At 71.5% G+C, this 12,007-nt stretch carries 14 protein-coding genes; 8 read left to right on the top strand and 6 right to left on the bottom strand.

Annotated features, from left to right (window positions below):
* The first annotated feature begins 252 nt into the window (after positions 1-252).
* The 7 genes from AC07DS_RS15230 (at position 253) to AC07DS_RS15200 (ending at position 6,432) form a co-directional block, all read left to right on the top strand.
* Positions 253-1,428, top strand: a complete 1,176-nt coding sequence (locus tag AC07DS_RS15230) for a 4Fe-4S dicluster domain-containing protein (RefSeq protein ID WP_479145485.1) — start codon at positions 253-255, stop codon at positions 1,426-1,428.
* Positions 1,425-1,883, top strand: coding sequence for a Crp/Fnr family transcriptional regulator (locus tag AC07DS_RS15225; RefSeq protein WP_479145483.1), 459 nt, complete (start codon positions 1,425-1,427; stop codon positions 1,881-1,883). Before AC07DS_RS15230 ends, AC07DS_RS15225 begins: the two co-directional genes overlap by 4 nt.
* The gene (locus AC07DS_RS15220; protein ID WP_479145481.1) at positions 1,880-2,698 is read left to right on the top strand and encodes an FAD/NAD(P)-binding protein; all 819 of its coding nucleotides are present in this window, start codon (positions 1,880-1,882) and stop codon (positions 2,696-2,698) included. The genes AC07DS_RS15225 and AC07DS_RS15220 overlap by 4 nt, the downstream gene beginning before the upstream one ends.
* Before the next feature lies 1 nt (position 2,699).
* Positions 2,700-3,581, top strand: a complete 882-nt coding sequence (locus tag AC07DS_RS15215; RefSeq protein WP_479145480.1) for an NADH-quinone oxidoreductase subunit B family protein — start codon at positions 2,700-2,702, stop codon at positions 3,579-3,581.
* Complete coding sequence (locus AC07DS_RS15210; protein ID WP_479145478.1) at positions 3,578-4,924, top strand: Ni/Fe hydrogenase subunit alpha; 1,347 nt, start codon at positions 3,578-3,580, stop codon at positions 4,922-4,924. Before AC07DS_RS15215 ends, AC07DS_RS15210 begins: the two co-directional genes overlap by 4 nt.
* On the top strand, positions 4,921-5,427 hold the full coding sequence (locus AC07DS_RS15205; RefSeq protein WP_479145476.1) for a hydrogenase maturation protease: 507 nt from the start codon (positions 4,921-4,923) through the stop codon (positions 5,425-5,427). Before AC07DS_RS15210 ends, AC07DS_RS15205 begins: the two co-directional genes overlap by 4 nt.
* A 138-nt stretch (positions 5,428-5,565) precedes the next feature.
* Complete coding sequence (locus AC07DS_RS15200; RefSeq protein WP_479145474.1) at positions 5,566-6,432, top strand: universal stress protein; 867 nt, start codon at positions 5,566-5,568, stop codon at positions 6,430-6,432.
* A gap of 32 nt (positions 6,433-6,464) precedes the next feature.
* Here the strand turns inward: AC07DS_RS15200 and AC07DS_RS15195 are convergent, their stop codons facing one another.
* Entirely contained in the window at positions 6,465-6,665 is a 201-nt protein-coding gene (locus tag AC07DS_RS15195; protein WP_479145472.1) for a hypothetical protein, read from the bottom strand.
* Between the two features lie 215 nt (positions 6,666-6,880).
* Here AC07DS_RS15195 and AC07DS_RS15190 point away from each other — a divergent pair, with 215 nt between their 5' ends.
* Positions 6,881-7,324: a universal stress protein gene (locus AC07DS_RS15190; protein ID WP_479145470.1), complete on the top strand. Its 444-nt coding sequence runs from the start codon at positions 6,881-6,883 to the stop codon at positions 7,322-7,324.
* Between the two features lie 30 nt (positions 7,325-7,354).
* On the opposite strand, the gene AC07DS_RS15185 is transcribed toward AC07DS_RS15190, so the two are convergent.
* The 5 genes from AC07DS_RS15185 to AC07DS_RS15165 are packed head-to-tail and all read right to left on the bottom strand — an operon-like array spanning position 7,355 to position 11,993.
* Positions 7,355-8,011 carry a potassium channel family protein gene (locus AC07DS_RS15185; protein ID WP_479145468.1) on the bottom strand — a complete coding sequence of 219 codons (657 nt, stop codon included), beginning with the start codon at positions 8,009-8,011 and terminating at the stop codon, positions 7,355-7,357.
* Entirely contained in the window at positions 8,008-8,667 is a 660-nt protein-coding gene (locus AC07DS_RS15180; RefSeq protein WP_479145467.1) for a potassium channel family protein, read from the bottom strand. The genes AC07DS_RS15185 and AC07DS_RS15180 overlap by 4 nt, the downstream gene beginning before the upstream one ends.
* A complete protein-coding gene (locus tag AC07DS_RS15175; RefSeq protein ID WP_479145465.1) occupies positions 8,664-10,667 on the bottom strand; it encodes a cation-translocating P-type ATPase in 2,004 nt (667 codons plus the stop codon). The genes AC07DS_RS15180 and AC07DS_RS15175 overlap by 4 nt, the downstream gene beginning before the upstream one ends.
* Positions 10,556-11,545 carry a P-type ATPase actuator domain-containing protein gene (locus AC07DS_RS15170; protein WP_479145463.1) on the bottom strand — a complete coding sequence of 330 codons (990 nt, stop codon included), beginning with the start codon at positions 11,543-11,545 and terminating at the stop codon, positions 10,556-10,558. The genes AC07DS_RS15175 and AC07DS_RS15170 overlap by 112 nt, the downstream gene beginning before the upstream one ends.
* A 7-nt stretch (positions 11,546-11,552) precedes the next feature.
* On the bottom strand, positions 11,553-11,993 hold the full coding sequence (locus AC07DS_RS15165; protein ID WP_479145461.1) for a CBS domain-containing protein: 441 nt from the start codon (positions 11,991-11,993) through the stop codon (positions 11,553-11,555).
* Positions 11,994-12,007: the final 14 nt, after the last annotated feature.

Below are 12,007 nucleotides of genomic sequence, written 5' to 3'. Positions count from 1 at the left end.
CCGGCCCTCTTCGACCATCTGTCGGGGCCACTTCGCATGCACTGGGCCGAACGGCCCCCGCGGGCGGCCGTCGAGCCCTACGAGGCCCCGGACAGTGGGTGGACCTCGGCCCGACCGAGCGGGACCGAAAAACCCGGGACTGTGGCCCACATGGCCCTACTTGTGTGGTGCAGGGCCGGAAATGCTGCGTTCGTGGACCTTGTGGGGCATCGGCGATGCTCCACCTGTCCGAGGTGCCGAAGGAGTAGGGCCATGACTGCGGACCTCGACCTGAACGCCTCGCCGCCTCCCGCGTCCAGCGGGCTGGTGATGGGCAAGGACGGCATGGTCGCGCTGGTGGAGGTGTTGTCCCGGCGCGGCTTCACCGTGGCCGGCCCCACCGTGCGGGACGGTGCGATCGTCCTGGCGGAGCTGGAGTCGGCGGACGAGCTGCCGTACGGGTGGGGCGTGGAACTCGAGGCCGGGACGTATCGGCTGCGGGAGCGGACCGACGGTGCCGCATTCGCGAACGCGGCGGGCCCCCAGTCGTGGAAGCAGTTCCTGCACCCGGCGAAGGTGCGGCAGTGGCGTGCCGACCGCGTGGGCGAGGAGACGGTGTTCACGGCCGAGGAGACCTCGCCGCCGCGGTACGCCTTCCTCGGTGTCCGTCCCTGTGACGCGCGGGCCATCGCGGTCCAGGACCGGGTGCTCACCGGAGGTGCCCACCGAGACCCCGAATACCTGGGGCGACGTGCGGGAGCGCTGCTCATCGCAGTCGAGTGCACGGAGCCCGGCGGCACCTGTTTCTGCGTCTCGATGGGCACGGGACCCGCCGCGCCTCCCGGCTGCGACCTGGTGATCACCGAGGTGGTCGATGACGAAGGCCACCGCTTCTGGATCCGCGGCGGCAGCCGGGAAGGCGACGAGATCCTGGCCGAACTGCCCGTCCGCCGTGCCGACCCCGCCACCTGTGCGGCGGCTCGCGCAGGCGTCGCCGCCGCTGCGGACCGGATGGGCCGGTCCATGCCCGAGGCCGACCTGCGGGAGCTGATGGCCGGCACGCTCGACGCCCCCCGTTGGGACGATGTCGCCGGGCGCTGCCTGACGTGCGGTAACTGCACCATGGTGTGTCCCACCTGTTTCTGCACCACGACCGAGGACGTCACCGATCTCACCGGTGACCACGCGGAGCGCTGGCGGCTGTGGGACTCCTGCTTCGACCTGGACTTCTCCCAACTGCACGGTGGCCCCGTCCGTACCTCCCCGCGCAGTCGCTACCGGCAGTGGATGACCCACAAGCTCGGCACCTGGTACGACCAGTTCGGCTCGTCCGGCTGTGTGGGCTGCGGCCGCTGCATCGTGTGGTGCCCGGTCGGTATCGACATCACCGAGGAGGCCGCCGCCCTGCACGACTGGACGCGGTCCGGACCCTCGGGAGAAGCCTCATGACCGGGCTGCCACCACCTTTGGACCTCCTCCCGCCCGCTCGGCGCGAGCGGTTGCTGGCCGTCGGGTTCGACGTGACGTTCCCGCCCGGAACGCGCCTGTTCGACGAGGGCGGGCATGCCGACCGTTTCTGGCTGCTGCGCGGTGGCGAGGTCGCCCTCGACATCTGCATCCCCGGCAGACGGCCGGAGGCCCTCGTGGAGACGCTCGGAGCGGGTCAGCTGCTGGGCTGGTCCTGGATCTGCCCGCCGTATCGTTGGCACCTCGGTGCACGGACGGTGACCGCCGTGGAGGCCACGGAGTTCCCCGCATCCGACGTTCTCGCCCTCTGCGCTGCCGACCCGGAACTCGGATACGCCCTGATGCGCCGCTTCACCGAGGTGGTCGCCGAGCGGCTGCAGGCCACCCGTATCAGGCTGCTGGACCTCTACGCACCCCACGGGAGTGGCCCGCCGTGAGCACCGTGACCCCGCCGCTGCCGTACCGGGTGGCCGAGATCCTGGCGGAGACCTCCGACGTCCGTTCGCTGGAACTGGTTCCCGTCGGCAGGCAACTCCCGCCCTTCTCACCTGGCCAGTTCGCGATGATCTACGCGTTCGGCGTCGGTGAGGTGCCGATCTCGGTGAGCGCCCTGCGCGGCCCCCACGAGGGACTCGTGCACACCGTCCGTGCGGTGGGCGCGGTCTCCGCCGCTCTGTACGAGCTGCGCCCGGGGGACATCGTCGGGCTGCGCGGGCCGTTCGGCACCGGCTGGGATCTGGACGCGGCAGCCGGCCAGGACGTGCTGGTGATCGCCGGGGGCATCGGGCTCGCACCGCTGCGACCGGTGGTCCACGCGGTCCTGGACCAGGCGGCCGTGTACGGTCGGCTCGGGGTCCTGGTGGGCAGCCGTACCCCCGGCGACCTGATCTACCGCGAGGACATCGAGCGCTGGCGCGGCGGGGCCGCGGTGGGAGTGACCGTCGACCGCCCCGGGCCGGGCTGGCACGGCCCGGTCGGGGTCGTCACCGCCCTCCTCGACGCGTTCGCCCTCCGGCCGGACCGGACCCACGCACTGGTGTGCGGGCCCGAGGTGATGATGCGCCACACCGCGCGCGCTCTGATGGGCCGAGGCCTCGCCACGCACCGCGTTCAGGTGTCGCTGGAACGCAACATGCGCTGCGCCACCGGCCATTGCGGTCACTGCCAGCTCGGCCCGCTACTGCTGTGCAGGGACGGACCGGTGGTCCGCTACGACCGCGTGGAGCGCCTGCTGGCAGTACGGGAGCTGTGAGATGGAAACCGACCGAGGGCCGGCCGACGCCCACCCCCTGCCCACGCTCGCCGTCTGGAAGTTCGCCTCGTGCGACGGCTGCCAGCTGACCCTCCTCGACTGCGAGGACGAGCTGCTCGGCCTCACCGAGCAGGTACGGATCGAGCACTTCCTGGAGATGTCCGGCGCCGAGGGCCCCGGTGGGGAGCGCGCGGGTCCGGCCGGACGGGGTCCGTACGACCTCTCCCTGGTGGAGGGCTCGATCACCACGGCCGAGGACGCCGAGCGCATCCAGCACATCCGGCGCATCTCCCGGCGCCTGGTGACGATCGGTGCCTGCGCCACCGCGGGCGGAATCCAGGCGCTGCGCAACTTCGGGGACGTCGACAAGTTCCGAGCCGCGGTCTACGCCCGCCCGGACTACATCGCCACGCTGGAGACCTCGACTCCGATCTCGGCACACGTACCGGTCGACTTCGAACTCCGGGGATGCCCCATCGACCGCCGTCAGCTTCTCGAAGTCATCACCGCCCACCTGGCCGGACGCAGGCCACAGATCCCGGCCCACAGTGTCTGCTTCGAGTGCAAGAGGCGTGGCACCACCTGCGTCACCGTGGCCCACGGCACCCCCTGCCTGGGCCCCGTCACGCACGCCGGGTGCGGTGCCATCTGCCCCGCCTACGGCCGCGGCTGCTACGGCTGTTTCGGGCCTACCGACCGGCCCAACCTGCGGTCCATGGTCGCGCAGCTGTGCCGCGACGGGATGAGCGAGGAGGACATCCTGCGTGTCTTCCACACCTTCAACGCGGCCGCGCCGGAGTATGCCCCCGTGGCCGATCTCGCGGCCGAGGAGCAGGACGCCCCTCGGGCAGGGACGGAAGACAACCCGGAAAGGCCCGCATGAGCCATCGCGGAACCCGTGTCCTGCGGCTGGACGCACTGGCCCGGGTGGAAGGCGAAGCCGCCCTGCACCTGCGTGTCCAGGAGGAGACGGTCACCGAGGTACGGCTGCGTGTCTACGAACCACCCCGGTTCTTCGAAGCCTTCCTGATCGGGCGCGCCCACACCGAGCCGCCGGACATCACCGCCCGCATCTGCGGCATCTGCCCGGTCGCCTATCAGATGAGCGCCTGCCGGGCGATTGAGAGCGCCTGCGGTGTCACCGTGGACGGGCAGCTCGCGGAGCTGCGCCGCCTGCTGTACTGCGGCGAGTGGATCGAGAGCCACACCCTGCACATTTACCTGCTGCACGCTCCCGACTTCCTCGGCCGGGCCGATGCCGTCGAACTCGCGCGCGACCAACGAGCCGCCGTCGAGCGCGGTCTGCGGGTCAAACAGACCGGCAACGCCATCCTCGAACTGCTCGGCGGACGCCCCATCCACCCGGTCAACGTCCGCGTCGGCGGCTTCTACCGCACACCGGCTCCCGAAGAACTGCGGCCATTGGCCGAACGGCTGCGGCAGGCCCGGGACGACGCGCTGGAGACCGTCCGCTGGGTGGCGGCGTTCGACTTCCCCGACGCGGCGAGCGACCATGACCTGCTCGCGCTGCGAGACCCGGGCCGCTACGCCGTGGACTCCGGCACACCGACGGTCATCGCCACCGCCGGCGGGACGCGGGCGCCGCGCGAGTTCCCCGTGTCCGGCCTCGAACGGCACGTCCACGAGGAGCAGGTGCCGCACAGCACCGCTCTGACCGCCGCGCTCGACGGCCGTCGCTACCTGACCGGCCCGCTGGCCCGCTACGCGGTCAACGGCCGGTGGCTCCACCCGGTGGCGGCCGAGGCCGCCAGGGACGCCGGGCTGGGCGATCCCGTGGCGGGGGACATCTGCCACAACCCCTTCCGAAGCATCGTGGTCCGCGCGGTGGAAGTGGTGCAGGCCGTCGAGGAAGCACTGAACATCATCCAGGAGTACGAACGACCGCCACGGCCGGCACTGGACGTCGCCCCGCGCAAGGCAGTGGGCACCGGAGCGACCGAAGCACCGCGCGGACTGCTGTACCACCGCTACGCCCTCGCCGAGAACGGCACGCTCACCGCGGCCCGCATCATCCCGCCCACAGCCCAGAACCAGACGGCCATCGAGGAGGACGTGCGCCGGGCCGTCCAGGCACGCCTGGACCGGCGCGGACCAGCCGCCGACGACGAGGAGCTCACCCGCTTGTGCGAGCGGGCCATCCGCAATCACGACCCCTGCATCTCCTGCGCCGCCCACTTCCTCGCCCTGACCGTGGAACGCGCATGAGCGGCCGGATCGTGGTGATCGGAGTGGGTAACCCGCTCCGCGGTGACGACGGAGCGGGGCCGGCGGTGGTGGAGGCCCTGCGAGGCCGTGTTCCCGACGACACCGTGCTGACGGTCAGCGACGGCGAGCCCGGCCGGATGCTCGAACTGTGGCGCGGCGCGGACACCGCGGTCGTGGTGGAAGCCCTACGCCCGAATGAGCCCAGGCCGGGCGAGCTGCACACCCTGACAGCGGCGGAGGCGGCCGGCCGGGCGCGTGGTACGGCGAGCACGCACGCCCTGGGCCTGGGGGAGTGTCTCGCCCTGGCGGAAGCCCTCGACCTGCTTCCGCGGAAGGTCGTCGTGCATGCCGTGGAGGTGGCCGACGTCGAACTCGGCACGGGACTGAGCGAACAGGTGCGGTCGGCCCTCCCCGAACTGGTCGAGCGCACCCGCATCTCCGTGCGACAGGCCCACGAAGGCAACGACCGGCGTCGGACGTCCGGCGGTGCGGTTGCACCGTGACGGACTGCGGCGGGGAGACGAGCGATGGGCCTATGGCCCCCGGTAGGGGCCGAAGGGCCCCTCGTGCCCCGGTGGGAGGGGGTGCGACGGTGAAGTCGGTCCCATGCGCTGCAAGCCTCGTGAAAGGCGGTGGGGACGATGACACCTCCTCTGGTCGTGGGCATCGACGGATCGGACTCAAGCCTGCTTGCCATCGACTGGGCCGTGGACGAAGCGGTCCGCCATGGTGTTCCGCTCAGGCTGGTCTACGCCTCCCTCTGGGCGCGTTACGAGGGTGCGCTGCCTTCCACCGGCCTGGGGCGCCCCTCCGAGCAGGTGCTGGCGGAGCACATCGTGGCTTCCGGAGCGGAGCGCGCCGAGCGGCGCAACTCGGATGTGAAGGTCACCACCGACGTCATCCCGGACGATGCCGTGGCCGCCCTCCTGCGCGAGGGCGACGGTGCGTCCGCGCTGGTGACGGGGTCGCGCGGCCGAGGTGAGTTCAAAGACCTGCTGCTTGGTTCGGTCGGGCTGGGCGTGGCGGGTCGGGCCCGTTGCCCGGTGATCGTCGTCCGAGGCGACCAGGCCGGGCTCGCCGGCACGCACGAGCGGATTCTGTTCGGGCTGGGGGACGGCGCCGACACGGCTGCCGAATCCGTGCGGTTCGCCTTCCGTGAGGCCGAGGTGCGCGGTTGCGTCCTGGACGTGGTCCGGGCCTGGCGCAGCCCCGCCCACCTGAGCCGTGGTCCCGAGGAAGCGACAGTCCCTCCCGAGCAGGAGGCCTCCGCACTGCTCGACGCGGTGCTGGCAGAGGCGAGCGCCGAGCATCCGCAGGTGCGTGTGCACCGTACGACGCTCGAGGGGGCGGCGGGCAAGATCCTCGTGCACCGGTCGGCAGCCGCCGACCTCGTGATCGTCGGGTCCCGGCCGAGGACGGGCCATGTCGGGCTCCAGCTCGGCCGCGTCAGCCACGCACTTCTGCACCAGGCCAAGTGCCCGGTCGCGATCGTGCCCCAGAGGCCGTGACTTGCCGCGGCGGGTGTGGCGTCGAACAGAATTCAGCCGAACAGGCTGTGCACCCGGATCGTCTCGACACGCCGCCATGTACCGCCAGGGAGGAGCAGCCAATCGCCGTCCGCGCCACGGGCGCTCCAACGGACCGAGCCGCCCGGCGCTCGTCCGCCTTCGACCCACCACGGCAATTGGGCAGTGCCTCCGGTGCGTTCAGCCACCCGCTTGGCTCGCTTGCGCTTGCTCATCGATCCCTTCCGTCCGCTGGGTCGCGGTCCTGATATGCCCAGCATCGCTTCCGAAACACTCCGTGCCGTGGGGCCGAACGGCACTGGCGAGGACCGTCGGGCCCCTACCGGGCCCCTCTGCGGCGCGGGAGGCTGGAACGGTATCGGAGGAGGCGGCGTAGCGGCGAAGGGACGACCGTTCGGACGGTGTGAGGAGCGTAGAAGAGGTGGGACGGATGGACACGGATGTCACCGAGCCGAGAGTCGTCGTCGGAGTCGACGGGTCGACGTCCTCGTACGCGGCCCTTCGGTGGGCTGTTCGCTACGCAGGACTGGTGGGCGGCACTGTGGACGCGGTCGCGGTATGGGAGCTGGCGGGTCTGTACGGCTGGTCGGCGCCCGCTGTGGACCTGGATGTCGACGAGGACGATGCCCGGCAGCGAATGCGGAACGAGTTGACCGATGTGCTGGGCGCGGACGCGACCGGGGCGGTCAGGACACATGTGGTGCACGGCAACCCCGCCGACGTCCTGCTGCGGGCTGCCGAGGGGGCAGAGGTCCTGGTGGTGGGCAGCCGGGGGAGGGGCGGGTTCGCCCGCGCCCTGCTCGGTTCCGTGGGCCAGCACGTGTCGCAGCACGCGAACTGCCCGGTTGTGATCGTGCGTCCCGAGGCAGCGTGACCTGAACCGGGGCCCGGTAGCCCCGGCCGTTCACTGGAAGGCCGCATGGATCTCCTGCTCGGTTGCCTCGTGCGAGACGAGCAGGAGTTCGTCCCCCGGCAGGAGCCGCACATCGGGGCCGGGCACCGTGGGACGTCCGTCGCGGACGACGGTGGCGACCACGGTGCCGGCCGGTAGCGCGATCTCGCCCAGATTCCGTCCCGCCGCCCGGGACTCCTCGGTGATCGCTGTCTCGATGACTTCGACGCCCGCCTTGCTCAGCCGCAGTAGCGCCACCGTGTCCGTGGCACCGGTGGCCTCCTCGATGAGCGAGATCAGCGGCGTGGCCGCGGGTACGGCCACGTCCACGCCCCACCGTGCGTCGAAGAGCCATGCGTTCTCCGCGTCGTTGACGCGCGCCGCCACTCGTCCTACGCCGAACTGTCGCTTGGCGAGCAGGCTGACGACGAGATTGTCCTCGTCCCGGCCAGTGGCGGCCACGACCAGGTCGCAGGTCGGCGCGCCCGCACGTGCCAGGAGTGCGGGCTCGCAGGCGTCTCCGGCCACCAGGTGCACGGACGACAGCCCCTCGAGTTCCGTGAGGCGGTCCTCGTCGTGCTCGACGAGGGTGACGTCGTTGCGTGCGGCGCAGAGCACCTGGGCGATCTGAGTGCCGAGGCGGCCCGCGCCCGCGATCAGGACCTTCACGTTCCCAGCTCCTTGTCGAGGAAGCCGCGCAGCCGGCCCAGTGCGGTCGCCGCCACGGCGAAGGTGACAAGGTCGCCGGGTTCGACGAGGACGCCGTGGGCGGGCAGCAGCGAGCGTCCGGCGCGGGTGATCTCCACGACGCGGATCTCCCCGTCGACGTCGAACTCGGTCAGCTGCCGTCCGGTGAGATAGTCCGGCAGCTGGGAGCGGATCAGGAGGGTCTCGCCGTTGCCGAAGGAGAGTTCCGGTGTGAGGTGGCGGTGCAGCAGCATCTGGTGGATGCGGCCGACGGCCCACCGGACACCGGAGATCGTCGGGATGCCCAGGTCCCGGTAGATGTCGGCGCGGCTCGGGTCGTGGATACGGGCGAGAACGACGGGGACCCGATAGGTCTCCTTGGCGGTACGGGCGCTCACGATGTTGCTGTTGTCCCCCGAGGTGACCGCGACGCACGCGTCCGCTCGTCCGATCCCGGCAGCTTCCAGCACGGAGCTGCTGAAGCCGTTGCCCACGTGGAAGGTGCCGGAGAAGCCCGGTGGCAGCAGCCTGCGTGCCTTGGGCTGCCGGTCGACGAGACGTACGTCGTGGCCTTCGGCCACAAGCTGCGCTGCCAGGGTGGAACCGACCCTGCCACAGCCCACGATCACCACTCTCATGACGTCCCTCCCTTCGAGGACCTCCGCCGGTGCCGCAGCACCCACTTACGGGCTTCCTCGGCGGCAAGCAACAATGCTCCGAACCCGGCGAGAACCGCCCAGTCGGCCGGGGCCAGCGGCGCGGTGTTGAAGATCTCCTGCAGCAGCGGCGCGTAACTGATGGCGGCCATCAGGGCGATGCCGGCGCAACCGGCGCCGATCAGCCAGGGGTTGGACAGCAGACCTGCCCGGAACACGCTCTGCCGGTCGGTGCGCACCGCGAGGGCGTTGAAGAACTGACTGACCACGATGCCGGCCTGGACCAGGGTGATCGCCTCCCGGTAGACGGGATCGTCCCTGGTGAAGTCCGCGTACGGGATACCGGAGGCGTGGATGTGCCAGAAGAAGACGGCACACACCCCGAGCGCCTGGATGCCACCGAGGAACAGGATCCGGCCCATGAGGCCGGTCGAGAAGAGCCGTTCCCGGCGCGGCCGCGGCGGGCTGTCCATGACGTCGGCCTCCATCGGCTCGGCACCCAGCGCGAGCGCGGGCAGTACGTCGGATCCCAGGTCGATGGCGAGGATCTGCACGGCCGTGATCGGCACCAGCGGGAACCCGGTGAAGGTCGCCGCCAGGATCGGCACCAGTTCGGCGATGTTGTGGCTGAACAGATAGATCAGGAACTTGCGGATGTTGCGGTACACGGAACGGCCCAGCCCCACCGCGGTGGTGATGGAGGCGAAGGAGTCGTCGAGCAGCACCATCACCGCTGCCTCGCGGGCGACGTCCGTGCCGGAGGCCCCCATGGCGACACCGATGTCCGCGTGTTTCAGGGCGGGCGCGTCGTTGGCGCCGTCCCCAGTGACGGCGACGACCTCACCGCGCCGCTGCAAGGCGGTGACCACACGCATCTTGTGCTCGGGACTGACCCGGCACAGCAACAGTTCGGCGGAGCCCGCCAGCAGCGCGTCCAGGCCGCTGTCGTCCAGTGTGTCCAGTTGCGCACCCGTCACCACGGGCGGGGCCGGTGACCGCACGATGCCGACGCGGCGGGCCACGGCCTCCGCGGTCAGGGGGTGGTCGCCGGTGACCATGACGATGCGGATCCCCGCCCGTCGGCACGCGTCCACCGCGTCCCGCACCTCCGGGCGCGGCGGGTCGTACATCCCGCTGAGTCCCAGCAGGGTCAGCCCCGATTCCACGTCGCCGAGCGCCGGCCGAGGGTGCGCCACCCGACGCCGGGCGACCGCCAGCACGCGCAGGCCCTGCCCGGCCATGTCGTCCGCGGCCGCGATCACCTCGGCGCGGGAGGCTTCCGTGAGCGTCGTCCGTGTGCCCTCCCGGTCGATGGCTTCGCAGCGGGCGAGCAGTTCCAGGGGCGCGCCCTTGACGTATGCGAGACACCTGTCGTCCTCACAGCGGTGCACGGTGCTCATCAGCTTGCGGACGGAGTCGAAGGGATACTCCGCCACCCGTGGTGTACGGGCCTCCTCCGCAGCCGGATCCAGACCCGCCTTCATGGCAGCCACCAGGAGTGCGCCCTCAGTGGTGTCGCCGAGCACCCGCCACCCGTCCCGGTCCGTGGGCGGCACCAGCCGGGCGTTGCTGCACAGAGCCGCCGCCCGCAGCAGCTCCCGCACGGATCCCGCCTCGGCGACATCACCGACAGGCGCGTATCCCACCCCCGTCACAGCGTGCGGCACGCCGTTCGCCCACAGCCGTACGACGGTCATCTCGGCCTGCGTGAGTGTCCCCGTCTTGTCGGTGCACACCACGCTGGTCGAGCCCAGCGCCTCCACGGCCAGCAGCTGCTTGACCAGGGCGTGCCGGCGGGCCATGCGGCGCACACCGATCGCCAGCGACACCGACAGCGTCGCCGGCAGACCCTCCGGAACTAGGGCGACCGTCACCCCCAGCGAGAAGACGAACGTGTCGACGAACGGCTGCCCGCTGGGCACGCGCACTGCGAACAGGACGGCCCCGGTCGCCAGGGCGACGCCCGCCACCCGGCGCGCCATCGCCGCGACCTGGCGCTGCAGTGGGGTCTGCTGCCGGGGCGCCGCTGCGGTGAGCCGGAAGATTCTCCCGAACTCGGTGGCCGCCCCGGTGGCGACACGACCGCCTTCCCCGTGCCCGCCACCACGTCGGTGCCCATGAACACGCAGTTGCGCGCTTCCAGCGGCGGCCCCACCGGCACCGGCCCGGCGACCCGCGCGACGGCGTCACTCTCCCCGGTGAGCGCCGCGTTGTTGACGGCGACGTCGTGCGCCTCGACCAGCCGGCAGTCGGCCGACACGGCGTCCCCGGCCTCCAGCAGCACGACATCACCGGGGACGAGATCCCCAGCCGGCAGTTCCTGTGGCTGCCCGTCCCGCAGCACCCGGCAGGTGTGCGGCACCATCGCCTGCAAGGACTCCGCCGTGCGCTCGGCGGAGTACTCCTGCGCGAATCCGATGCCCGCGTTCAGGAGGACCACGCCGAGGATCGCCAGGGCCAGCTGAAGCGTGGCCGGATCCCGGGGCTGCTCCAGCGCGTAGGCGAGGAAGGTGATCGCCGAGGAGACGAGCAGCACCACCGCGAAAAGATCGGTGAACTGCGCGACCAGTCGCCTCCACACCTGCCTGCGGCCCACACCGGGCAGCTCGTTGGGGCCGCGGCGGGCCCTCCGCGCGGCGGCCTCGGCCGGCGTGAGCCCGCAGGGGGCAGTGTCCAGGGCGGCGAACACGTCCGAGGCGGGCAGGGACGCGTTGTACGGGCAGGGCGCCCCCTGCCCGTGCCGGGACGGCGGGTCGCCGGCCGGGGCCGTGATGTCCGTGGGTGGGCCGCCGTCGCACAGCGCCGTCGTTCCGGGCACCCGATGCGACATCGGTCGCCGCTTGGCCGGTTCAGGGTTCATACCGGGCTCATACCGCCGAAGGCGGCCCCGGCGGCTCCCGGAGCACGCTCCAGGCGACCGGTCCGAGAAGGTCGGCCAGCCGACGGAAGACGTCCAGGAACAGGTCGTCGATCGTCAGCACCCCCGCCACCCGGCCCCCGTCGAGGACCGGAAGGCGGCGCACACCGGTGCGGCGGAACGTCCGGTAGGCCACTTGGAGGTCGTCGTTCGCGTCGACCGTGACCACCTCGGCCGACATCACCGTGTCCACCGGTGCTTCCCGCCCCAGGCCACCGCCCAGGCCGCGTACGGCGAGGTCGCGGTCGGTGACGATGCCCCGCAGCACTCCGTCCTCGACGACGAGGACGGAGCCGACGGCGGACTCGGTCATCCGCCGGGTCACCTCGAGCAGGGATGCACGGGGTGCGACGGACACCGGTGGCGCGGTCATGATCTCGGAGACCTTCATACGACCCCACCTGC

Source organism: Streptomyces sp. NPDC044064, assembly GCF_056434245.1.
This window is presented reverse-complemented; position numbering and strand designations above follow the sequence as displayed.

Coding starts and splice junctions, on each gene's coding strand:
- AC07DS_RS15225 (WP_479145483.1), top strand. CDS start 1,425: ATGACCGGGCTGCCACCACCTTTGGACCTCCTCCCGCCCGCTCGGCGC.
- AC07DS_RS15200 (WP_479145474.1), top strand. CDS start 5,566: ATGACACCTCCTCTGGTCGTGGGCATCGACGGATCGGACTCAAGCCTG.
- AC07DS_RS15210 (WP_479145478.1), top strand. CDS start 3,578: ATGAGCCATCGCGGAACCCGTGTCCTGCGGCTGGACGCACTGGCCCGG.
- AC07DS_RS15165 (WP_479145461.1), bottom strand. CDS start 11,993: ATGAAGGTCTCCGAGATCATGACCGCGCCACCGGTGTCCGTCGCACCC.
- AC07DS_RS15180 (WP_479145467.1), bottom strand. CDS start 8,667: ATGAGAGTGGTGATCGTGGGCTGTGGCAGGGTCGGTTCCACCCTGGCA.
- AC07DS_RS15195 (WP_479145472.1), bottom strand. CDS start 6,665: ATGAGCAAGCGCAAGCGAGCCAAGCGGGTGGCTGAACGCACCGGAGGC.
- AC07DS_RS15205 (WP_479145476.1), top strand. CDS start 4,921: ATGAGCGGCCGGATCGTGGTGATCGGAGTGGGTAACCCGCTCCGCGGT.
- AC07DS_RS15175 (WP_479145465.1), bottom strand. CDS start 10,667: ATGGCGCGCCGGGTGGCGGGCGTCGCCCTGGCGACCGGGGCCGTCCTG.
- AC07DS_RS15190 (WP_479145470.1), top strand. CDS start 6,881: ATGGACACGGATGTCACCGAGCCGAGAGTCGTCGTCGGAGTCGACGGG.
- AC07DS_RS15215 (WP_479145480.1), top strand. CDS start 2,700: ATGGAAACCGACCGAGGGCCGGCCGACGCCCACCCCCTGCCCACGCTC.
- AC07DS_RS15170 (WP_479145463.1), bottom strand. CDS start 11,545: ATGAACCCTGAACCGGCCAAGCGGCGACCGATGTCGCATCGGGTGCCC.
- AC07DS_RS15230 (WP_479145485.1), top strand. CDS start 253: ATGACTGCGGACCTCGACCTGAACGCCTCGCCGCCTCCCGCGTCCAGC.